The organism is Amycolatopsis alkalitolerans (assembly GCF_006152065.1).
Lineage (GTDB): Bacteria > Actinomycetota > Actinomycetes > Mycobacteriales > Pseudonocardiaceae > Amycolatopsis_E > Amycolatopsis_E alkalitolerans.
This window is the reverse complement of the sequence record NZ_VDFW01000010.1, coordinates 142902-162869: the sequence shown is the minus strand read 5'-3', so window position 1 is coordinate 162869 and position 19968 is coordinate 142902. Positions and strand designations below refer to the sequence as shown.

25 protein-coding genes are annotated in these 19968 nt (G+C 68.6%); 23 read left to right on the top strand and 2 right to left on the bottom strand.

The window, feature by feature from the left end; all coding sequences use genetic code 11:
- Window positions 1-318: 318 nt before the first annotated feature.
- Complete coding sequence (locus FG385_RS14450) at window positions 319-672, bottom strand: hypothetical protein (RefSeq protein ID WP_139097223.1); 354 nt, start codon at window positions 670-672, stop codon at window positions 319-321.
- A 141-nt stretch (window positions 673-813) separates the two neighbouring features.
- Here FG385_RS14450 and FG385_RS14445 point away from each other — a divergent pair, with 141 nt between their 5' ends.
- The 22 genes from FG385_RS14445 (at window position 814) to FG385_RS14345 (ending at window position 17969) form a co-directional block, all read left to right on the top strand.
- Complete coding sequence (locus FG385_RS14445) at window positions 814-1059, top strand: sulfurtransferase TusA family protein (RefSeq protein WP_200834451.1); 246 nt, start codon at window positions 814-816, stop codon at window positions 1057-1059.
- A gap of 11 nt (window positions 1060-1070) precedes the next feature.
- Complete coding sequence (locus FG385_RS14440; RefSeq protein ID WP_139097221.1) at window positions 1071-1454, top strand: DsrE/DsrF/DrsH-like family protein; 384 nt, start codon at window positions 1071-1073, stop codon at window positions 1452-1454.
- A gap of 11 nt (window positions 1455-1465) precedes the next feature.
- Window positions 1466-2179 (top strand): 4Fe-4S dicluster domain-containing protein, encoded by a 714-nt coding sequence (locus FG385_RS14435; protein WP_139097220.1) that lies wholly within the window; start codon window positions 1466-1468, stop codon window positions 2177-2179.
- On the top strand, window positions 2176-3366 hold the full coding sequence (locus FG385_RS14430) for a heterodisulfide reductase-related iron-sulfur binding cluster (RefSeq protein WP_139097219.1): 1191 nt from the start codon (window positions 2176-2178) through the stop codon (window positions 3364-3366). The genes FG385_RS14435 and FG385_RS14430 overlap by 4 nt, the downstream gene beginning before the upstream one ends.
- 38 nt (window positions 3367-3404) lie before the next feature.
- Complete coding sequence (locus tag FG385_RS14425) at window positions 3405-4469, top strand: CoB--CoM heterodisulfide reductase iron-sulfur subunit A family protein (RefSeq protein ID WP_139097218.1); 1065 nt, start codon at window positions 3405-3407, stop codon at window positions 4467-4469.
- Window positions 4470-4486: 17 nt separating this feature from the next.
- Window positions 4487-5215: a hypothetical protein gene (locus FG385_RS14420; protein ID WP_139097217.1), complete on the top strand. Its 729-nt coding sequence runs from the start codon at window positions 4487-4489 to the stop codon at window positions 5213-5215.
- A gap of 3 nt (window positions 5216-5218) precedes the next feature.
- Window positions 5219-6517, top strand: coding sequence for a (Fe-S)-binding protein (locus tag FG385_RS14415; RefSeq protein ID WP_139097216.1), 1299 nt, complete (start codon window positions 5219-5221; stop codon window positions 6515-6517).
- A complete protein-coding gene (locus FG385_RS14410; protein ID WP_139097215.1) occupies window positions 6507-7325 on the top strand; it encodes a lipoate--protein ligase family protein in 819 nt (272 codons plus the stop codon). The genes FG385_RS14415 and FG385_RS14410 overlap by 11 nt, the downstream gene beginning before the upstream one ends.
- Complete coding sequence (locus FG385_RS14405) at window positions 7322-7801, top strand: glycine cleavage system protein H (protein WP_139097214.1); 480 nt, start codon at window positions 7322-7324, stop codon at window positions 7799-7801. Before FG385_RS14410 ends, FG385_RS14405 begins: the two co-directional genes overlap by 4 nt.
- Window positions 7798-8778, top strand: coding sequence for a radical SAM protein (locus tag FG385_RS14400; RefSeq protein WP_139097213.1), 981 nt, complete (start codon window positions 7798-7800; stop codon window positions 8776-8778). Before FG385_RS14405 ends, FG385_RS14400 begins: the two co-directional genes overlap by 4 nt.
- Window positions 8778-9890, top strand: a complete 1113-nt coding sequence (locus tag FG385_RS14395; protein WP_139097212.1) for a lipoate--protein ligase family protein — start codon at window positions 8778-8780, stop codon at window positions 9888-9890. The genes FG385_RS14400 and FG385_RS14395 overlap by 1 nt, the downstream gene beginning before the upstream one ends.
- A gap of 95 nt (window positions 9891-9985) precedes the next feature.
- A complete protein-coding gene (locus tag FG385_RS14390; protein ID WP_235022569.1) occupies window positions 9986-10993 on the top strand; it encodes a radical SAM protein in 1008 nt (335 codons plus the stop codon).
- A gap of 31 nt (window positions 10994-11024) precedes the next feature.
- Window positions 11025-11771, top strand: a complete 747-nt coding sequence (locus FG385_RS14385; protein WP_235022568.1) for an electron transfer flavoprotein subunit beta/FixA family protein — start codon at window positions 11025-11027, stop codon at window positions 11769-11771.
- A 9-nt stretch (window positions 11772-11780) separates the two neighbouring features.
- Window positions 11781-12746, top strand: coding sequence for an electron transfer flavoprotein subunit alpha/FixB family protein (locus FG385_RS14380; protein ID WP_139097209.1), 966 nt, complete (start codon window positions 11781-11783; stop codon window positions 12744-12746).
- A gap of 3 nt (window positions 12747-12749) precedes the next feature.
- On the top strand, window positions 12750-14960 hold the full coding sequence (locus FG385_RS14375) for a heterodisulfide reductase-related iron-sulfur binding cluster (RefSeq protein WP_139097208.1): 2211 nt from the start codon (window positions 12750-12752) through the stop codon (window positions 14958-14960).
- The gene (locus FG385_RS14370) at window positions 14957-15388 is read left to right on the top strand and encodes a helix-turn-helix domain-containing protein (protein WP_139097207.1); all 432 of its coding nucleotides are present in this window, start codon (window positions 14957-14959) and stop codon (window positions 15386-15388) included. The genes FG385_RS14375 and FG385_RS14370 overlap by 4 nt, the downstream gene beginning before the upstream one ends.
- On the top strand, window positions 15385-15666 hold the full coding sequence (locus tag FG385_RS14365) for a hypothetical protein (protein WP_139097206.1): 282 nt from the start codon (window positions 15385-15387) through the stop codon (window positions 15664-15666). The genes FG385_RS14370 and FG385_RS14365 overlap by 4 nt, the downstream gene beginning before the upstream one ends.
- Window positions 15667-15676: 10 nt before the next feature.
- On the top strand, window positions 15677-16108 hold the full coding sequence (gene gcvH / locus FG385_RS14360) for a glycine cleavage system protein GcvH (RefSeq protein WP_235022576.1): 432 nt from the start codon (window positions 15677-15679) through the stop codon (window positions 16106-16108).
- A 5-nt stretch (window positions 16109-16113) separates the two neighbouring features.
- Complete coding sequence (locus FG385_RS14355) at window positions 16114-16569, top strand: glycine cleavage system protein H (RefSeq protein WP_235022567.1); 456 nt, start codon at window positions 16114-16116, stop codon at window positions 16567-16569.
- 13 nt (window positions 16570-16582) lie between these two features.
- Window positions 16583-16720: a hypothetical protein gene (locus FG385_RS33920; protein ID WP_160148798.1), complete on the top strand. Its 138-nt coding sequence runs from the start codon at window positions 16583-16585 to the stop codon at window positions 16718-16720.
- 72 nt (window positions 16721-16792) lie between these two features.
- The gene (locus FG385_RS14350; RefSeq protein ID WP_139097203.1) at window positions 16793-17299 is read left to right on the top strand and encodes a DsrE/DsrF/DrsH-like family protein; all 507 of its coding nucleotides are present in this window, start codon (window positions 16793-16795) and stop codon (window positions 17297-17299) included.
- Between the two features lies 1 nt (window position 17300).
- On the top strand, window positions 17301-17969 hold the full coding sequence (locus FG385_RS14345; RefSeq protein WP_139097202.1) for a Rieske (2Fe-2S) protein: 669 nt from the start codon (window positions 17301-17303) through the stop codon (window positions 17967-17969).
- On the opposite strand, the gene FG385_RS14340 is transcribed toward FG385_RS14345, so the two are convergent.
- On the bottom strand, window positions 17952-19031 hold the full coding sequence (locus FG385_RS14340; protein ID WP_200834450.1) for an Mrp/NBP35 family ATP-binding protein: 1080 nt from the start codon (window positions 19029-19031) through the stop codon (window positions 17952-17954). The two genes, FG385_RS14345 and FG385_RS14340, sit on opposite strands and share 18 nt — an antisense overlap.
- A 153-nt stretch (window positions 19032-19184) precedes the next feature.
- On the opposite strand from FG385_RS14340, the gene FG385_RS14335 reads away from it, so the two are divergent.
- Window positions 19185-19967, top strand: a complete 783-nt coding sequence (locus FG385_RS14335) for an SDR family oxidoreductase (RefSeq protein ID WP_139097201.1) — start codon at window positions 19185-19187, stop codon at window positions 19965-19967.
- Window position 19968: the final 1 nt, after the last annotated feature.

Below are 19968 nucleotides of genomic sequence, written 5' to 3'. Positions count from 1 at the left end.
GTTCGGCTTCGGCGACCCGGCCACCCGGGGCCAACCCGAGATCGCTCTCGACACCTGCCCGAAGCTGCGCCTACTTGAGCAGGCCGATCGGTGGGGTTGGCTGGTCCTGGCCGCCTACACCCGACTCCGGCTGGCTCGCCGGTTGGCCGCGGCGCGCCGCTGGTGCGTGTTTCGCAGGCGGGGCGACCACTGCCTGATTGCCTTTGAGTTGCTTGTGGATCTCCGCATCGAATGCCTCGTCGGCAGGCGCCGGGGGTCGTGGTTTTGATGCTACGGCGCGGGGGACCCCCGGTACGGGTCCCGCACCACCTCCCGGCCCTAGTCCGACCCCGGGAACCGGAAGGTCGCCGCGTCGAGTTTGGGGTCGACGGTGCGCAGGCTGTTGAGGAACTCGACCGCGTGCGGGGAGCACAGGCGCCAGGCTTGGGGATCTTCGATCGTGTGCACGTGCAGGCTCTGTTCCCGCGTCACCTCTTCGCCGCACACGGCGCACCGGCGCAACGGGCGCTCCGCGCCCAGCCACCCCGCCAGCCCGTCCCAACACGGAACGCAGAGTAGACCCGAGGTGTCCCGGAACTGCGCGCGCCCGGGGTGGTAGACGAAGCGCCGGCCATCGGCGGGGCTGGAAACGAAGCGGCCGCAACGGTCGCAGTGCAGGTCAGAGACGGTCATGGCCACGCTTTCTCGAGAACGTGCCGAAAAATTCCGGCGAAGTACTGGACAGAACTACAGGCGTATATCAGTATATAAGCAATAACACATGTGTGGTGTGGATCACCCATGTGTGCACGATCTCAGCGAGGAGACGATGCCGTGCCCGAGTCCCAGCCGGCGGCCGACCAGGTGCTCGACTGCACCGGGCTGCAGTGCCCGCTTCCCGTGATCAAGACGGCGCAGGCGATCAAGACGCTGTCCACCGGTCAAGTCCTGGAACTGCTTGCCACCGATCCCGGAGTCGATCCCGATATGCGTGCCTGGACCGGCCGCACCGGAAACGACCTGGTTGACATCCGCAAGGACGGCGACGTGTTCCACGTCCTCATCCGCCGGGTGAAGTGAGGGAGCGTCCAATGTGGTCTGGAGAGTTCGACAGCAAGATCCTGTACGTGCAGACCCACGGTGTCACCGATCCCGGGCGGTCGGCGACACCGTTCTTCCTCGCGGCGTCCGCGGCGGCGATGGACTGCGAGGTGATGATCTACTTCACCATGTACGGCCCGACGCTCCTGCAGCGTGACGTCGTCGACAAGATCGGCCCCAAGGGAGACCGGGGCCAGCCGCTCCGGCACTTCATCGAGCAGGCGACGAGTCTGGGGGTGCGACTGCTGGTCTGCCAGCCGTCGCTGGATCTCAACGACCTCAGCCTGGACAGCCTCATCGACGGGGTCGACATGATCGGGGGCGCCGCCTTCAACGATCTGGCGATCAACGCCGACGCGGTCATCAGCTTCTAGGAGATGAGCTCGTGACCGAAGCACTGAGCTACTACAAGGCTCCCACCGTCGCCGGCTATCCGGACGTTCCCTTCGAGGAGAAGGAGCGCCTGTTCGGCGAAGTGAAGAACGACATCCGGTTCTCCGACTACCTCTACGGCTGCTACGAATGCGGGATCTGCGTGGCCGCCTGCCCGTCGGCCCGGTTCTACGACTTCAGTCCCCGCCGGGTCGCGCAGGCCGCGGCCCGCGAGGACGTGGAGCTGATCTACCAGCAGATGCAGGAGGACATCTGGGAGTGCTCCCAGTGCTTCTCGTGCCTGCGCTGCCCGCGTGGCAACAACCCTGGCGGGATCATCACGATCATGCGTGAGGTCGCCATCAACAACGGGATGGCCTCGGCCAAGGAGGCTCTCGAGGGCTACTCGCGCATCATCTACAAGATCATGTCCACCGGCACCCAGGTGTCCCCGGACATGCTGCAGCCGGACGCGTTTCCCGACTGGGGACCGGAAACCGGCGATGTGTCGAACAACCTGGACCTGTGGCGCCGGGCGCTGCCGTCGGAGACGCTGCACACGACGAGCACGGGCTGGGATGTCTCGGAGAAGACGCTGGTCGAGCTCTACCTGATCTGGCTGCACACCGGGGCGCTGGACATGATCGCCGACGTCGACGCAAGCCTGCACTCGATCCTGCAGGACGTGATGGAGGAGCGCCTCGAAGAGGAAGGTATCGAGCTATGACCACGATTCCGATCGAAGCCCTCAGGCAGAAGAAAGAGCATTTCGAGCGCGGCGCGGACCGCCGGTCGCTCGAGGATCCCAGGGCCGAACTGCTGCACCTGGAAGAGCAGGGCGAGCTGGTCGTGCAGAAGATCCAGGGTGACGTGATCACCGTGCCGACGAAGTACGGCAGGGAGAAGCGGATCCAAAAAGGACATCTGTGGCACCACAAGTCCTGCGGGCAGTGCGGGCACATCCCCGGCTACTCGACCTCGATCTTCTGGGTGATGCGCAAGCTCGGGTACGACTACCACGATCCGCGTGACCAGACTTCCTGCACCGCCTGGAACTACTACGCGAGTGCGACCTCCAACGTCGCCGCTCAGGCGTCGGTCGCGGTGCGCAACTTCGCGGCCGCGGCGGAGACCGGCTACTTCCCGCTCGTCCATTGTGGAACCTCGTACGGGCACTACAAGGAAGTGCGCGAGGAGCTGCTGACGCATCCCGAGCTGCGGGCCGAGGTGCGGGAGATCATGGGCAAGCTCGGCAAGGAACTGGTGTTCCCAGAAGAGCTGGTCCACTATTCGGAGTGGTTCTACGCGATGCGCCACGAGATCGCGGCGCTGCAGACCCGTGACCTGTCCGGTGTCCGCGTCACCGTGCATCCCGCCTGCCACTACTACAAGCTCGTCGAGGGTGACGCGATCTACGATCCCGACGTCTACGGCGGTCAGCGCACCGCGGTGGTGACCGGGCTGGCCCAGCGCCTCGGCGCCGACGTCCGCGAGTACTCCACCTGGTTCGACTGCTGCGGCTTCGGTTTCCGGCACATCCTGGTGCAGCGGGACTTCACCCGCTCCTTCGCCACGATGCGCAAGATCGAGGTGATGAAGGAGGAGGCCGACCCCGACGTCGTGCTCACCCACGACACCGGCTGCGTGACCACACTGGACAAGAGCCAGTTCGCGGCCAAGGCGCACGAGCGCAACGTCGGCGTCGCCGTGATGAGCGAGGCCCAGTTCGCCGCGCTGGCGATGGGTGCGCACCCGTACAAGGTGTGCCAGCTGCACTGGCATTCCGCGGACTACCGGCCGTTGCTGGAGAAGATGGGCATCGACTGGGAACAGGCCTGGGCGGAGTTCCAGGAAGGGCTCAAGAAGCTCGAGAAGGGCGAGAAACGCTATCTCGACTGGGATGACGTCGACTGAACCGCGCACCTGGCGCGACGAAACTTGAGGAAGGGCAGATGGCATCGGACACGGTGGCCGTTATCGGTGGCGGCCCTGGCGGCCTGCGCGCCGCGCACGGTATTGCCGAGGTGGGCGCGAAGGTTGTGCTCATCGAGCAACACGATTTTCTCGGCGGCACGCCGATCGCGGAGAACTACGCGGGCCTGACCCCGCACGGCGAGGAAGCCGAACCGCAGATGCGGCGGATGGCCGAGCTGGTCACTTCACATCCACTCGCCGAGGTGCGGCTGTCCACCCGGGTGACCGGGTTCGACGGTGAGCCGGGCGCGTTCACGTTGACCGTGGACGGGCCCGGGGGAGTGGAGTCCGTCGAGTGCGGCGCCGTCGTGGTGGCGACCGGGTTTCAGCATTTCGATCCGGGACGCGAGACCCAGATGTACGGCTACTACGAGTTCCCGGACGTGATCGCCCTGCAGGACCTCGAGGCGATGCTCAAGGAACACCGGGTGGTGCGGCCCTCGAACGGCGAAACGCCGGAGCGGCTGTGCTTCATCCAGTGCGTCGGCAGCCGTGACCGGCATATCGGCAACGAGTACTGCTCGAAGGTGTGCTGCGGGATCGCGTCCAAGGAGGCGATCGAGGTCCGCCAGCTGCTGCCGGACTGCAAGGTCTACATCTTCTACATCGACATGCGCATGTACGGCTACTGGGAGAGCGAGATCTACTGGCCCGCCCAGGAGAAGCACCATGTCCAGTACGTCAAGGGCATGGTCACGGAGGTACTGCCCAAGGCGGACAAGCTGATCGTCCGCGGCGAGGACACCACGATGGGCCGTCCGATGGAGATCCCGATGGACATGGTCGTGCTCTCGGTGGGGATGGAACCCTCGGCAGGCACCCGGCAGATCTCCGAGCTGCTCGGGGTCGGCCAGAACAAGTACGGCTTCATCAATGCGGTCGGGGCTCCGCTGGATCCGGTGTCGACGGACCGGGAGGGCATCTACGCGTGCGGCGCGGCGCTCGGCCCGGCCGATCTCGAAGACACCGTGTCCTCGGCGTCCAACGCCGCGCTCAAGGCCGTGTCCTTCGTCCGTTCCCGCGCCGCCGCGGCCGCGAGCTGAGACCGGAGCCGCCGAACATGCCCGGACCCGTCGTCGACACCCCCAGCGCGCAGGAGTTCGTGCGCGAGATCTCCGAGAAGATGCCCACGGCCGAACTCGGGACCATCGCCGCGGACGTCGAGCGCAAGTCCCGGTTGCTGCGGGACCTGCTCGCCGAACCCCGCGCGCTGGACCGGGACGGCCTGCGCCTGGTGCTGCGTAACGTCTTCGCCACCCGGCGCAGGGCGGACCGCATCCTGGACGAGGTCTCGGCGGACCGGCTCGCGGCCGCCATCGACGACCTGCTCTATGCCAAGGGCGGGCTCGTGCAACGGTTCGACCGGTTCGACACGGTGCTGGCCGATTTCGCCGATCCGGGCTTCGACCTGCCGGGAGAGCTGCTGCACTTCGCCTTCCCGGACCGGTACTGGCTGTGGACCCGGTGGATCTGGGATCCGCGTGTCGAGACCGGGGCCCTGCGGCTGGTGGTCACCGACGACGTCGATCTCGCCGCCGGGACCTCGCGTGGCGAGACCTACCTGTCGGTGGGGGAGGCGATGGCCTTCGTCGACGAGACGGGGAAGGCCGCCGGTTTCACCGCCGCGGGTCCCGGCCTGTTCGGTACCGATGTGTTCCTGGCCGCCGTCTACGGCATCTATCTCTACACCGTGTTGCGGATGCGCATGACCCAGGAGTTCAACCGGGTGGTGCCCTCACTGCCCGATCTCGTCCGCCGCCTGCTCGGCGTCTACCGTCTGGAGGTCTGAACCATGCCCATCTCCGGGCGCAAGGTTCCGCCCCGTGCCATCGAGAAGGAACAAGCCACCGTCGCCTCGACGATCTCCGGCCGTGAGGTCGAGCTGCCGGCGATGTGGAATCGAATGTTCGAGCCGCGCGTGCTCACCGAACACAGCCCGGACGGCTTCGCGAAGCTCGCCGAGCTGCCCGGTGCCGAGTCTCTCGAATGGTGTTACGGCTGCGGCAAGTGCATTCCGGTCTGCCCCGTGGACCTGGTCGGTGAGTACGGCCCGCGGAAGCTCCACCGGAAGGTCCAAACCGGGGTGGATCTGCTGACCGATCCCGACCTGTGGATGTGCACGAGCTGCGGGAACTGCCTGCGGGTCTGCCCGAAGGAGGTCGACATGATCCAGATCATGCCGGCCGCCAGGGAAGCGGCGCTCGCCGACGGCAACGTGCCGGGCGAGCTGCAGGACGTGTTCGAGAAGACGTTCCGCTACGGCAACGCGCTCGGTGAGAACCCGCGCCGCCGCGCACAGTGGACACGGGACGCCGGGGTGCCGGTGCGGATCCTCTCGAAGGAGCCGGGTCCGGTGGACGTCCTGTTCTACGTGGAGGACTACTGGAGCTACCATCCGCGCGGCCAGGAGGCGGCGCGGGCGTTCGCCCGGGTCGCCCACGCGCTCGGAATCGACTGGGCGATCCTCGGGCCCGAGGAGAAGACCCTCGGCGACTCGCAGCGCCTGGCCGGCGAGAAGGGGCTGTTCGACGCGCTCGTCGAGGACGTCACGGCGACCTTGGCCAAGTATGATTTCGCCCGGATCGCCACCCCCGACCCGCACGGGTTCAACGCGCTGGTCAAGGAATACCCCAAGCGCGGCCACACCTTCGACGCGCTGCACTACACCCAGCTGCTCTCGCCGCTGGTGGACAAGATCACCTGGGCGAAGGAGCTGCCCTACAAGGTGACCTTCCACGATCCGTGCTACCTCGGCCGGCACAACGGCGAGTACGACGCGCCGCGCAAGCTCATCAACGCGATTCCCGGCATCGAACTGCGGGAGATGGGGCGCTGCCGGGAGAACGGGTACTGCTGCGGCGGCGGTGGCGGCGGGATGTGGCTGGACGGGTTCACCCGGGACCACACGAGCGAGCGCCTGTCCGAGCGGCGTGTCCGCGAGGCCGCCGAGACCGGTGCCGACACGCTCGTGGTGTGCTGCCCGTACGAGGTCTCCCGGTTCGAGGACGCGGCGAAGTCGACGGGCAACGGGCACCTGAAGGTGCGCGACATCATCGAGCTCATCGACGAAGCGATGGACCATGCCGGGTAGCCAGCTCCGGGTGATCGACTTCGGCCGCGTCTCCGCGCTGCGGTCGCAGACGCTGTGGCACGCCGTCGCCTACGGCGTGTCCGGCGGCGCTCCGCCCACCCTGTCGTTCGCGCGGCCCGCCGAGCCCTACGTCTGCCTGGGCTACCACCGGCGGCTGGACGAGGTGGATGAGAAGTACTGCGCGGCACAGGGGTTGCCGGTCTACCGCCGGATGGTCGGCGGCGGTCCGGTGTACCTCGACGCCGATCAGCTGTTTTTTCAGATCTGCCTGCCGGTGGGCGGGGTTTCGCCCGCGCGGGCCACCGCCGTCCGTGACCTGCTGGCGCCGGCGGTCACGGCGTTCCGGGCGGTCGGGGTGCCGGCGGAACTGGACGGCAACCTCGAGATCAGCGTCGGTGACCGCAAGATCTGCGGGCACGGCGCGGGGCAGATCGAGGACGCGGTCGTGTTGTGCGGCAACCTGATCGAGCGGTTCGATCACGAGCGCGCCACGGCGGTGTTGCGGGTTCCGGACGAGGAAACCCGCGCGGAGGTGCTCCGCCAGATGCGGCGGTACGTGGCGGCGACGCCGGCGGATCCCGTCGCGTTCCGCGACGCCGCCGTCGAGGCGTATGCGGCGGCGCTCGGCCTGACGCCGCAGGCGGGCGAGCTTACCGGCGACGAGGAGGCGGCGCTGACCGAACTCGACGCGCGGTTCACCAGTGAGGCCTGGATGGCCGGACCCGGCGAGCGGGCGGCGAGACCACCCGGCGGGATCAAGATCAGGGCCGGTGTCTGGGTCGGCGCGACGAAGGGGACGCTTTCATGACGAACACGCACATCGGCGGCGCGAGCGCGCTGGTCGAGGTCCGCGGCTACCAGGTAGCACTGGACCGGATGTACGACCCGGACACCCATGTCTGGGCGAAATCGACGGGGCTGGGTGAACTGCGCATCGGTCTCGATCCGCTGGGCGTGGAGACGAGCGGCACGCTCGCCCAGCTGTCCGTTGTGGACAGCGGAACGCCGCTGGTCCGCGGCCGGGCGTTCGGGCAGCTGGAGGCCGCGAAGTTCGTCGGTCCGCTGATCAGCCCGGTCTCGGGCACCGCGCTCGGCGCCAACCCGGCCGTGCTCGCCGATCCCGGCCTGGTCGAGGAGGACCCGTTCGGCGCGGGCTGGTTGCTGGAACTGGCCTATGACGGCACCGACGAACTGTCGTCCCTGCTGACGATCCCCGAAGAGATCGAAGCGTGGTTCGCGCGGAAGGTGGACGAGTACCGGCTGAAGGGCGTGATCGCCGAATGACGATGGACACGGCGACGCCCTTCGACGTGCGGCAGGCGCACTTCGGCAACGTGATGGACTTCTTCGCCCCCGGCCTGAAGCGCTGGGAGACCTCGGAGTGGACACCCGAGAACCCGCGCCGGTTCCTGCCGGTCTCGGTCACCGGGTCGGCCTGCGCGCTCAGCTGTGACCACTGCCAGACCAAGGTGTTGCACGGCATGGTGTCGGTGAAGGCGGACGAGGACCTCTTCGCGCTGGCGCAGCGGCTGCGCGCCCAGGGCAGTGAGGGCCTGCTGGTGTCCGGCGGCTCCACCCGCACCGGCGGCGTGCCGCTGCTGCCGCACTTGCGGCACGTCCGGCGCATCCGCGAGGAGCTCGGGATGAAGGTGATCGTCCACTCGGGAGTGGTGTCGCCGGAGCTGGCCGCCGGGCTGGCCGACGCCGGCGTGGACGGCGTGATGCTCGACATCATCGGCGCCGACGAGACGATCCGCGACGTCTACCACCTCGACCTCACCGTCGCCGACTTCGACCGGGCGCTCGGGCTGCTGTCCGAACGAGGGCTGCGCATCATCCCGCATATCGTGCTGGGCCTGCACTACGGCCGGTTCCTCGGCGAATACCGGGCGCTGGACATCATCACCCGCCATCCGGTGTCCACGATCATCCTCGTGGTGCTGGTGCCGCTGGTGGGCACGCCGATGGCGCATCTGCCGCCGCCACCGGTCGAGGACGTCACCGAGTTCTTCCGCGCGACCCGGCTCGCCGCGCCCACGACGACGGTGAACCTGGGGTGCGCGCGGCCGCTCGGCCAGATGAAGACCGACCTGGACCAGGCGGCGATCGATCTCGGGCTCAACGGCATTGCGTACCCGGCGGACGGGGCGATCGCGTACGCGCGTTCTCGGGGGCTTGAGACCCGGCTGTTCGAGTACTGCTGCTCGCTGACGTGGACCGGCGACTCGGACATCGCGTACCAGACGGTGGAGGTGGCGTGATGCGCGCCCACTGGCGGCTGCTCACCGACGACGGTGCCGGTGCGGCCGAAGGGCTCGCGCTCGACGAGGCGCTGATGGCCGGTTACGCCCGTGACGCGGATGCGCGCCCGCCGACGCTGCGGCTCTACACCTACCGCAACCACTGCGCCCTGGTCGGCCGCTACCAGAACCTCGCCGCGGAAGTCGATCTCGGCGCGTGCGAGCGCACGGGGACCGAGGTGAGCCGCCGCCCGACCGGCGGTGGCGCGATCATCATGGGCGCCGGACAGCTCGGGGTGGCCATGATCGATCGCGCCCCGGTGGGCAAGCGCCCGCGCGAGATCATCGAGGAGTGCTCGGCCGCCGTCTCCGCCGGGCTCGCCGAACTCGGCATCACCGCGACGTTCCGCGGCAAGAACGACCTCGAAGTGGGTGGTCGCAAGATCGCCGGGCTCGGCCTCTACATCGACGAGCGCGGCGGGATGCTCTTCCACGCCAGCGTGCTCGCCGGTCTCGACGTCGGGTTCATGCTCGAGGTGCTGCGCATCCCCGCGGCCAAGCTCGCGGACAAGGCGGCCGCCGCCGTGGAGGAACGGGTGACCACCGTGACCCGGGAAACCGGCCGCGAGGTCGACGGCGCCGCCATCCGCGACCACGTGGCGCTCGGGTTCGCCAAGGCTTTCGGCGTCGAGCTGGAGCCAGGCACTCCCGGGGACGCGGAGGTCGCGAGCGCAGCCGGGCTCGCCCGTGACCGGTACCGCGCGACCTCGTGGCTGTCCGAGCAGGGCGCCATCCCGGACGGGAGCGGTTCGGCGCTGCTCAAGACGCCCGAGGGTCTGGTTCGGATCTACCTGTCCACACACGGCGATCTCGTCAAGAGTGCCGTGGTGGTCGGAGATTTCGCGATCATGCCGCCCGCGCTGGGGCGGCTGGAGGCGGATCTGCGGTGGCGGCGGCTCGATCCCGTCGTGGTCAACGGGATCGTGTCGGCCTCAGGCGCGGACCGCGCGCTGGGCGTCGGCGCGGACCGGCTCGTCCAGACGGTCCTGACCGCGGGGCGCCAGGCCGGCACGCTGGCCGCCGCCGCGCCGGTGCGGTCCGCTGGTTCCTGTTATTTCCCCGAGCAGAGTTGAAAGGGGCCGAGTTGGCAGGCCGTCAGCTTCCCGTTCTCCCGTCGCCGGCTCCGGCCGGCGATCGGCAGATCAGTCCAGAGTGGGTCCGCATCTCGATGGCGAGCGCGATCGCGTTGCGGTTCCGGTCCGGGCGGTTTTCCCGTGAGTTCGACTTCGGCGGTATCAACCTGCTGCTGAACTACGACGAAGGCTGCCGTTCGGACTGCGGCTACTGCGGCCTGGCCCGCACGCGCCCCGGCGACTACAACGACAAGTCGTTCATCCGGGTCGAATGGCCGCTCGTGCGCACCGACGAACTCGTCGAAAGAATGGCCGAGCACGAAGAAAAGCTGACCCGGCTGTGCATCTCGATGGTGACGCACGGGCACGCCTACACCGACACCTGCGACATCACCGAGCGCATCGCGGCCCGCGTGCGGACCCCGCTGTCGATCCTGGTGGCGCCGCCGACGCTGAACCGGGAGCGCCTGGAACGCTTCAAGGCCCTCGGCGTGGACATGATCGGCATCGGGCTCGACGCGGTGACCGAGGACCTGTTCCGCAACCTGCGCACGAACGTGCCGGCCGGCGGGCTGAAATGGGAGAAGTACTGGGAGGTCGTCACCGACGCCCGGGAGATCTTCGGCCCGTGGAAGGTCAACGTGCACACGCTGGTCGGGCTCGGCGAGGCCGACGAGGACCTGATCCGGCTCTTCGTGCAGCTGAACGAGCGGGAGATCTTCCCCTACCTGTTCTGCTTCAACCCGGAGCCGGACTCCCGGATGGCAGACCATCCCAAATCGCCGATCCAGCGGTGGCGGCGGGTGCAGCTGGCCAAGCACCTGATCGAGACCGAGGGCTACGGGCTGGCGGACTTCCGGTTCGGCGAGGACGGGAACCTGCTGCACATCGGCGGCGGCGAGCGCCTGCTCGAGTCCGTTGTGGACACCGGGGTACCCTTCGTGACCAACGGCTGCCCCGGTGAGAACGGCGAGCCCGGATGCACCAGGCCGTATGGCTCGTACCGGCCGAGCGAGCCGTTCCGTGACTATCCCTTCGTCCCGACCGCAGATGACCTGGCCGAGATCCGCCAGCAGCTGCGGCTGGACGAAGTCCTGCAGTAAGGAAGGTGAGAACGTGCGCATTGTCGTTGCCATGAAAGCGGTTCCGGACCTTGTCGAGGAGATCGAGCTGACTCCCGACGAGACCGGCATCGACCGCGAGTACCTGAAGTTCGTGCTCAACGAGTGGGACGACCAGGCGCTGGAGGAGGCCCTGCTCGTCAAGGACGCCACCGGCGCCGAGGTCGTCGCCGTCGGACTGGCCGACGACCCGGACATGGAGCAGGCGCTGTACACCGCCATCGCGAAGGGCGCGGACGGGGCGGTCAAGCTCACCGGTGGCGGGCTGGACACGCACGCGCGGGCGGCGGCGTTCGCCGCCTACCTCGCGCAGGAGCCGGCGGATCTGGTGATCACCGGCGTGCAGGCCCCCGACGACCTCGATGGGCAGCTGGCCCCGATGCTCGCCGCGCGGCTGGGCCAGCGGCACGTTTCGGTCGTGGTCGGCGTGACCGTGCAGGACGGGAACCTGGTGGTGCGCCAGGAGTTCTCGGGTGGCCGTTCGCACGAGCTGCAGCTGCCGACGCCCGCGGTGATCGGCCTGCAGGCTTCGCGGGAGACGCCGCGGTATGCGCCCATCACCCGCATCCGGCAGGCCATGCAGGCGGGTGGCCTGCAGGAGGCCACGGTCGACGCCGGGGCGGAAGCCTCGGGCCTGACGGTGCGGCGGATGTACCGGCCGGAGGCGACCGGTCACGCCGAGATGTTCTCCGGGGACACCGAAGAAGTGGCCGGCAAGATCATCGAACTGCTGCGTGAGCGCGGCATCGTGAAGGCGTGAGGAAAGATCATGAGTAACGACGTTCTGGTCCTCGCCGAACACGTCGGCGGGCAGATCTCCGAGAGCACCTACGAACTGCTCGGCAAGGCGAAGGAGCTCGCGGCGGCCTGGGGCGGCAAGGCGGAGGTGGCGCTGTTCGGCCCCGCGGAGCTGGCCTCCTGGCTGGACGGCGCCGACACCGTCGTGTCGATCGACCACCCGGCACTGGCCGACTACACGTGCGAGGGCTACGAGACCGCACTGCGGAGCGTGCTCGCCGAGCGGTCCCCGCGGCTGGTCCTGCTGTCCAACGCGACGGTCGGGCTGGACCTCGGCGCGGCGCTGTCGGTGCTGTGGGACGCCCCGCTGGCCGCCTACGTGGGCGGCCTGTGGGCCCACGGCGACTCGCTGGTGGCCACCTGCCAGGTGATGGGCGGCAAGATCATGGCCGAGGTGGAGCTCACCGCCGAGCGCGCCGTCTGTACCGTGCTCGCCGGTGCCTTCCCCGCGGCGCACGGGCAGGAGGCCTCGCACCACCACGAGGTGGTCAGCGCGGCGGCGCCGGAGGCGCTGGAGACGCTGCAGACGAACCTGGCGCGGGTCATCGAGCCCGAGGGCGGGGACGTCAACATCACCGACGCCGACCTGCTCGTCTCGGTCGGGCGTGGCATCGACTCGCAGGACAACCTCGAGCTGGTGCAGGAACTGGCGGACACGCTGGGCGTGCCGCTGTCGGCGTCCCGGCCGATCATCGACTCCGGCTGGCTGCCCAAGACGCGGCAGGTGGGCAAGTCCGGGTTGAAGGTCAAGCCGAAGGCCTACCTCGCGTTCGGCATCTCCGGTGCGCCCGAGCACCTGGAGGGTATGCGCGACGCCGAGCTGATCATCGCGTGCAACACCGACGAGAACGCCCCGATCTTCGAAGTCGCGCACTACGGCACGACCGAGGATCTGTTCGACCTGGTGCCCACGCTGGTGGACAAGATCAAGGAGTGATTCGTGGTTCTCTCGGACGCACTGGCGGGCCAGGACGAGACCCGCCCGGTCTTCCAGGGCATCGGCACGGTGGGGGAGGCCGCGTTCTACGTGCTCGCGACCGCCACCATCGTGCTGTTCTTCTGGGGCTTCTACCGCAGGGTGCGCAAGTACCGGCGAGGGCGTCCGGCCGCCAGGATGGCGACACTGTGGAAGGCGCTGTTCACCAGCCCGGCGCAGGGCGTGCGGCGCCGGGGCGACAACTGGTCGGTCGGTGCGGTCGCGGCGAACACCTCGGTGGGCCGCCGCGACCGCGCGGCCGGGATCGCGCACTTCTTCATCTTCTGGGGTTTCATCACCCTGTTCATCGGCACCGTGATCCTCACCATCGACTACGACATCCTGCGCAAGGCCTCGAGCCTGATCTCGGGGCATGAGCTGAGCTTCTTCCACGGCGTCTTCTACATCGTGTATTCGGTCATCCTGGACACGATGGGGCTGACCGCGGTGCTCGGCCTGGCGTACATGGCGGTGCGGCGCGGGTTCATGCGGCCGCGCAAGCTGGATTACCAGCGCGCCGAACAACCCGAAGGCGGCTATTCCCGCAAGCGGATCGTGGCCGGTGACTGGCTCTTCCTCGGCCTGCTCGGCGCGATCCTGGTCAGCGGCTACCTGCTGGAGGCCTTCCGGATCGTCGGTGAACGGTTCCCGTCGTTCGAGGTCTGGTCGCCGGTCGGCTGGGTGCTGGCACGGTTGTTTTCCGCGCTGGGCATGTCGCCCGCGGGCGGGGACGGGGCGCACCTGGTGCAGTGGTGGGTGCATGCGGTGCTCGCGCTGGGCTTCGTCGTCTACATCCCGTTCTCCAAGGCGATGCACATGCTGCTGGACGCGGCGAACCTGCTGGTGCACGACCGGTCGACGGCACGGCAGCTGCCGGCGCCGCCGGCTGACGCCGAGCACGCCGGCTACCGCGAGCTCGCCGACTTCACCTGGAAGGAACTGCTGGATCTCGACGCGTGCACCAAATGCGGGCGCTGCCACGAGGTGTGCCCGGCACGGACCGCGGGAGCCCCGCTTTCGCCCCGCGACCTGATCCTCGATCTGCGTCAGTGGGCGGACACCCAGGCCGGTGGAGTGACCGTGCTCGACCGCGAGACCCGCACCGACGGCTCGGGCCCGCTCTCCTCCGGCGACGACGGGAAGGTCGCCGGTGGGGTCGTCTCGACGCGCACGCTCTGGTCGTGCACCACGTGCATGCACTGTGTCGAGGTGTGCCCGGTCGGGATCGAGCATGTGCCGACCATCGTGCAGCTGCGGCGCGGCCTGGTCGACGAGGGTGACATGGACCCGACGTTGCAGCAGGCGCTGAAGAACCTGTCCACACAGGGCAACTCGTTCGGCAAGTCCGCCCGGATGCGGGCGAGGTGGACGAAGGGGCTGGACTTCAAGATCCCCGACGCGCGCAAGGAACCCGTTCGCTACCTGTGGTTCGTCGGCGACTTCGCCAGCTTCGACGACCGGCTGCAGGGGAATTCCCAGGCGCTCGCGGAGATCCTGCACGGCGCGGGAGTCGACTTCGGGCTGTTGTACGACGGTGAGCGCAACGCGGGCAACGACGTGCGCCGGGTCGGTGAGGAAGGCCTGTTCGAACTGCTCGCCGAGCACAACATCTCCGCGCTGGAACAGGCACAGTTCGACGAGATCTTCACGACGGACCCGCATTCGCTCAACACGTTGCGCAACGAGTACCCGGCGCGGGGCGCGAAGCACACCGTGTGGCACTACACGGAACTGCTGGCCGATCTCGTGGAGAACGGCACCATCAAGGTGGAGCCGCTCGGCTACCGGGTGACCTACCACGATCCGTGCTACCTGGCCCGCTACAACGGCGTGGTCGAGGCGCCGCGGCGGTTGCTGCGGGCACTGGGCTGCGAGCTGGTCGAGATGCCGCGCAACGGCGCGAACACGTTCTGCTGCGGGGCCGGCGGTGGCCGCATCTGGATGGATGACAGCTTCCTCGCCGAACGTCCCAGCGAGAACCGGATCCGCGAGGCGATGGAGCTCGGCGTCGATCACTTCGTCGTGGCCTGCCCGAAGGACGTGACGATGTACTCCGACGCCGTCAAGACCACCGGGAACGAGGACCGGATGGCGGTGCGGGACATCACGCTGCTGGTCCGCGAGGCGCTCCGCCGACCCGCGGAGCCCGGCGTGCTGGAGGTGGTGGCGACGTGAGCGGATTCGACCCGGAGCTGACCGGGAAAGGGCTCGGCGTCCGGTTGGCCGCGCTCCGGACCGCGCTGGAGCGCTACGACGGTTTCGCGTTCCGGCCGGGCCAGGCCGAGTCCACCGCGCCCGACGATTCGGCCGTCGCCGACGCGGCGCTGGCGTTCGTGGTGCGCGCGCTGCGCACCGCGTGCGATCCGGTCGGCTGGCGCATACTCGCCCGGCTCGCCGCGGAAACGACCACGACCGCGGAGCTCGCGGCCGAGCTGTCCAGCCCGCGCATCGTGGCCTGGGAGCAGGTGAACGATCTCGTGCAGGTCGGACTGGTGAGCCGGGAGCTCGACGGGGATCAGGTGCGGCTGACCGAGGCCGGGCACGGGATCGTCGAGCTGGTGGAGCTGATGGCGTGGGCCGCGGCCGGGGTGGTGGCGCCATGAACTGCCCGTGGTGCGCGTTCGAGGGGGCGCCACGCGCCCTGCACGCGCATCTCGCCGGCGAGCACCCGGACGCGGTGCGCACCAAGGAAATGAACGGGACCCAGTTCTACGAGGTGACCTGCCCGGTCTGCGGCGAAAGCTACGAGCACCGGCTTCGCAAGGGCACCCGCGACCCGCGGTTCCTCGACGAGTTCGGCGGCGAGATCCGGATGGTCGCCCTGGACATGCTGGTCCACCACCTGGTGGCCGAACACACCGAACAGCAGACAGGAGCTTGAAACGGTGGCGATGGTCAAGAACTGCAACCTTCCCGAGGATCTGCACTACCTCGTGGAACGGCACGTGTGGGTTCGCCAGGAAGGCGACCTGGTCACCATCGGCATGACCGACGTCGCGCAGAACCTCGCGAAGACGATCATCTCGGTCACGCTGAAGAAGGCGGGCAAGGAGGTTCGCAAGGGGCGCAACGTCGCGACGGTGGAGAGCGGGAAGTGGGTCGGGCCCGTACCGGCTCCGGTGTCCGGCGAGATCGTCGAGGTCAACGACACCCTGACCACCTCGCCCGCTCTGATCAACTCCGATCCCTACGGTGCCGGATGGGTGGCGAAGTTGCGCCCCGCCGACTGGGCCGCGGACTCCGCGGACCTCGTCACGGGCGCGGCCGGAATCGAGGCGTACCACCAGTTCCTGGACGCCGAGGGCATCTCGTGTGACGGGTGAGTGCGGTGACGGATGTCGTGTGGCGCGGATGCGTCGTCCCGGATGACCTTCTCTACGACGTCGGGATGAACGTATGGGTGCGCCCGGAGGGTGACGTGGTGGTGCTCGGCATGACCGACATCGCGCAGACGATGGGCGGGCGGATGGTGCAGATCACCTGGCGGCGCGTGGGAAAGGCGTTCGCGCGCGGGAAGTCCGTGGCGACCATCGAGAGCGCGAAGTGGGTGGGGCCTTTTCCCACGCCGTTGACCGGGGAACTGGTGGCGTCGAACGAAAAGGCGTTCGCCGAGGACATCGCGGTGGCCAACCGGGATCCCTACGGCGCGGGCTGGATCGCGCGGGTGCGCCCGGAGCGGTTCGCCGAGGAGCGCGAGCACCTCGTCGACGGGCACGCCGCGATGGAGGCCTACCGCGAGTTCATGGCAGAGCACGACATTCACTGTTACCGGTGTGCCGAATGAGAGGTGTTGCGCGATGAGTGGTGTTCCCGAAGGGACCGGGCGCAGCCGGCGCCGGGTGTCGCCATGGTGGCTGGTGGTGGCGCTGGTGTTCGCCGGATACCTGGTTTTCCGGTTGGTTCAGGGCGTCACCTGGCTGATCGCGCACTTGTAGGAAGACGTCCGGTACGAGCCGTTACCACGACCCGGGACCGGGAGGTTGGTTAACAGAACTGAAAGGTGTGTCATGGCCGAGGACGGGGTTGAGGTTGAGGAGCGAGCCAAGCGGCTCGCGATGGTGTGCTGGAGCAGCGACCTGGATCGGGTGTGGCCCACCCTGATCCTGGCCAGCACGGCAGCCGCATCGGGATTGGAGGTGGACATCTTCTTCACCTTCTGGGGCCTGCGGGTCCTGCAACGCAATGACAAGCGGGTGACCGGAACGAACTTGATGCAGAAGGCCGAATCGCTGGTCGACCGGGGTGGTACCGACCACCTGAAGCTCGGCAAGATCCACTTCGGCGGCGCGGGCACCGCGATGATCAAGAAGCTCGCCAAGCAGTACAAGGTGGCGAGCCCGACGGAGCTGTTCGAGATGGCGACCGCCGTCGGTGTGCGGATGCATCCGTGCCAGATGACTATGGATCTCTACGGGCTGAAGGCGGAGGACTTCGTCGACGGTCTGCAGCCTTCGCTCGGTGCGGCCAGCTTCATCGATATGGCAGCGAAGGCCGACATCACATTGTTCATCTGAGATGACGCGATCAACAGCCACGATCGTCCTGCACGGTCGTGACGCGATGGTCGCCAAGCGTGTCCGCGTTGTCGCCACGCGGCACGGGTTCGCGGTCGGCTCACCGTCCGAAGTGGATGGTGAGCCGGCCGCGGCTGTCGTGGAGCTCGACGGCCCCGGTGCCGTCGAAATGGTGCGGGAGTGGCGCGAGCGGTGGCCGGGGACGGTCGTCCTCGCCTACTCGGCCGTGCCGGACCCGAAGCTGTGGCGTACCGCCCAGCGGGCGGGCTGCGATGTCGTGGTGAACCGCGGCGCGCTCGCGGCACAGCTGGCGGCACGGTTGGCGGCCGGGACGGCCGACCGGCGGTTCCCGCTGCTCGACGCGGCCGACGCCGCGGGCCGGCTGGGCCTGGTGTGCCGGATCCCGGAGACCCCGGTCGGGCCGGTGGCGGTGTATCAGGTGGAAGGGCGGCTGTGCGCGGTGTCCGACCGCTGCCCGCATGCGGGTGCCGAACTGTCCACAGGAGAGCTCGAGGGCACGGTCCTCACCTGCCCGCGGCACGGCAGCCAGTTCGACGTCCGCACCGGCGAGCGGGTCCGCGGGCCCGCCGATGCGGAAGTGCCGGTCTTCACCGTGACACGGGAGGGAGGCCAGATCTTCCTGATCCTGAACTCAGGTGAACAGCGGTAGCGGGCGGTGCAGCAGGGACGGCTTCGCGGCGATTGTCTTGGCCAGTTCCCCGAATCGCAGCGAGGCGGCGGCTTCCGGATGGGCGAGCACCGTGGGCGTTCCGGTGGTGGTGCACGCCGGCTCGAGCGGGATCCGCGCCAGCAGGGGAACATCAAGCAGTTCCGCGAGCCGTGTCCCGGCGCCGGTCCCGAAGAGTTCGTGTTCCCGGCCGCAGTCGTCGCAGACGAAGCTGGCCATGTTCTCCACGACCCCGGTCAACCGCAGGCCGACCTTGGTCATCATGCGGGCGGCGCGCAGCGCGACCCGTTCGGCGCTCTCGTGCGGGGTCGTCACGAGCAGGAAATCCGCGTTGGGCAGGAACTGTGACAGCGAGATCGAGACATCACCGGTGCCCGGCGGCATGTCGATCACCAGGTAATCCCGGTCGTCCCAGTGCACGTCGCCGAGCATCTGCTCGAGCGCCTTGTGCAGCATGGGACCGCGCCAGACCACCGGGCCCTCCTCGGGAAGGAAGTTGCCGATCGACAGCACGGCGAGCCCGTGCGCGTCCAGCGGCATGATGAGATCGCCGACGATCGTGGGGCGCCCGGTCGCGCCGAGCATGTGGGGTACGGAAAAGCCCCAGATATCGGCGTCGAGCAGGCCGACCCGGTGCCCCTCCGCGGCGAGGGCGGCGGCGAGGTTCACCGCCACGGTGGACTTTCCGACACCGCCCTTGCCGCTGCCGACGGCGATGATCCGGGTGCGCGACCCGCTCTCGCCGACGCGCGGCACCGTGACCCGTACGCCGCCCACGGCCTCCGTGCGCTCTTCGTCGGTCATCGCGCTCAGTTCCACCTGTACGGCGGTGACCTCCGGGCACTCGGCGCGGACCCGCTCCGGCACCACGCGGTGGAAGTATTCGCGCAGCGGGCAGCCCGCGATCGTCAGTGCCAGGTGGACGGTCACCTCGGTGCCGTCGATCTTGATCTCACGCACCATGCCGAGGTCGACGACGGATCGATGGAGTTCCGGGTCGTCGACGCCGCGAAGCGCGTCGAGGATGCTTTCCCGTGTGATCACCGGCCGGCTCGTTGACATCTGACTCCCTTGTCAGGCACCGCAATGACGATGTCAGGCACCGCAATGACGATACGTCTGGATATAATTATATAAGCATATAGTAGGTCTCTGGCAGTGCCGCGGCAAGGCGGCCGACCGGAGCGGCGGAGGCCCATGGAACAGGACCTGACCGGGAAGATCGCGGTCGTGACCGGAGGCGCCCACGGCGTCGGCAGGGCGGTGGTCGACAGGCTTGCGGCGCGCGGCGCGCACGTCGTCATCAATTACTTGCGCGCGGACAGCGCCGCGCAGCGGACCTTGCGCGAGTTGACCGGCCGCGGCCAGTCCGCGGAACTGGTTCGCTGCAGTATCGGCAGGCACGACTGGGTCACGCGCCTGTTCGACGGTGTCGGCGAGCGGCACGGCCGCGTGGACATCCTGGTGAACAACGCGGCTTCCGGCGCGTTCCGGCCGATCGGCGAGCTCGCGGAGAAGGACTGGGGGCGCGCGGTGGACATCAATCTCAAAGGGACGTTGTGGTGTTCCCGGAGCGCGGCGGACCTGATGCCCCGCGGCGGCGCGATCGTGAACCTGTCTTCGCTGGGGGCGAGGCTCGCGCCGGCCAACTACGCCGCGGTCGGCACCACCAAAGCCGCGATCGAGGCGCTGACGCGCTATCTCGCCGCGGAGTACGGGCCGCGTGGTATCCGGGTCAACACGGCGTCGGCGGGGCCGCTGGACGGGGAAGCGCTCCGCCTGTTCGCACCCGCGACCGAGGCGAGGAAGGCGATGCTCGACGCGACCCCGCTGGGCAGGTTCGGCACCGAAAGCGAGCTCGCCGAAGTCGTGCTGTTCCTGGCGTCGCCGGCCGCGAGCTGGGTCACCGGGCAGGTGCTGGTCGCCGACGGCGGGCTGTCCCTGGGCACCGCGCTGTTCGCCGGCGCGGCAGGTGATTGAC

Excerpts from the sequence above, each read along its gene's own strand:
- FG385_RS14350 (WP_139097203.1), top strand. The coding sequence starts at position 16,793 with ATGGCCGAGGACGGGGTTGAGGTTGAGGAGCGAGCCAAGCGGCTCGCG.
- FG385_RS14335 (WP_139097201.1), top strand. The coding sequence starts at position 19,185 with ATGGAACAGGACCTGACCGGGAAGATCGCGGTCGTGACCGGAGGCGCC.
- FG385_RS14345 (WP_139097202.1), top strand. The coding sequence starts at position 17,301 with ATGACGCGATCAACAGCCACGATCGTCCTGCACGGTCGTGACGCGATG.
- FG385_RS14385 (WP_235022568.1), top strand. The coding sequence starts at position 11,025 with ATGAAAGCGGTTCCGGACCTTGTCGAGGAGATCGAGCTGACTCCCGAC.
- FG385_RS33920 (WP_160148798.1), top strand. The coding sequence starts at position 16,583 with ATGAGTGGTGTTCCCGAAGGGACCGGGCGCAGCCGGCGCCGGGTGTCG.
- FG385_RS14410 (WP_139097215.1), top strand. The coding sequence starts at position 6,507 with ATGCCGGGTAGCCAGCTCCGGGTGATCGACTTCGGCCGCGTCTCCGCG.
- FG385_RS14425 (WP_139097218.1), top strand. The coding sequence starts at position 3,405 with ATGGCATCGGACACGGTGGCCGTTATCGGTGGCGGCCCTGGCGGCCTG.
- FG385_RS14430 (WP_139097219.1), top strand. The coding sequence starts at position 2,176 with ATGACCACGATTCCGATCGAAGCCCTCAGGCAGAAGAAAGAGCATTTC.
- FG385_RS14450 (WP_139097223.1), bottom strand. The coding sequence starts at position 672 with ATGACCGTCTCTGACCTGCACTGCGACCGTTGCGGCCGCTTCGTTTCC.
- gcvH (WP_235022576.1), top strand. The coding sequence starts at position 15,677 with ATGGTCAAGAACTGCAACCTTCCCGAGGATCTGCACTACCTCGTGGAA.
- FG385_RS14420 (WP_139097217.1), top strand. The coding sequence starts at position 4,487 with ATGCCCGGACCCGTCGTCGACACCCCCAGCGCGCAGGAGTTCGTGCGC.
- FG385_RS14365 (WP_139097206.1), top strand. The coding sequence starts at position 15,385 with ATGAACTGCCCGTGGTGCGCGTTCGAGGGGGCGCCACGCGCCCTGCAC.
- FG385_RS14380 (WP_139097209.1), top strand. The coding sequence starts at position 11,781 with ATGAGTAACGACGTTCTGGTCCTCGCCGAACACGTCGGCGGGCAGATC.
- FG385_RS14390 (WP_235022569.1), top strand. The coding sequence starts at position 9,986 with ATGGCGAGCGCGATCGCGTTGCGGTTCCGGTCCGGGCGGTTTTCCCGT.
- FG385_RS14440 (WP_139097221.1), top strand. The coding sequence starts at position 1,071 with ATGTGGTCTGGAGAGTTCGACAGCAAGATCCTGTACGTGCAGACCCAC.
- FG385_RS14405 (WP_139097214.1), top strand. The coding sequence starts at position 7,322 with ATGACGAACACGCACATCGGCGGCGCGAGCGCGCTGGTCGAGGTCCGC.
- FG385_RS14415 (WP_139097216.1), top strand. The coding sequence starts at position 5,219 with ATGCCCATCTCCGGGCGCAAGGTTCCGCCCCGTGCCATCGAGAAGGAA.
- FG385_RS14395 (WP_139097212.1), top strand. The coding sequence starts at position 8,778 with ATGCGCGCCCACTGGCGGCTGCTCACCGACGACGGTGCCGGTGCGGCC.
- FG385_RS14400 (WP_139097213.1), top strand. The coding sequence starts at position 7,798 with ATGACGATGGACACGGCGACGCCCTTCGACGTGCGGCAGGCGCACTTC.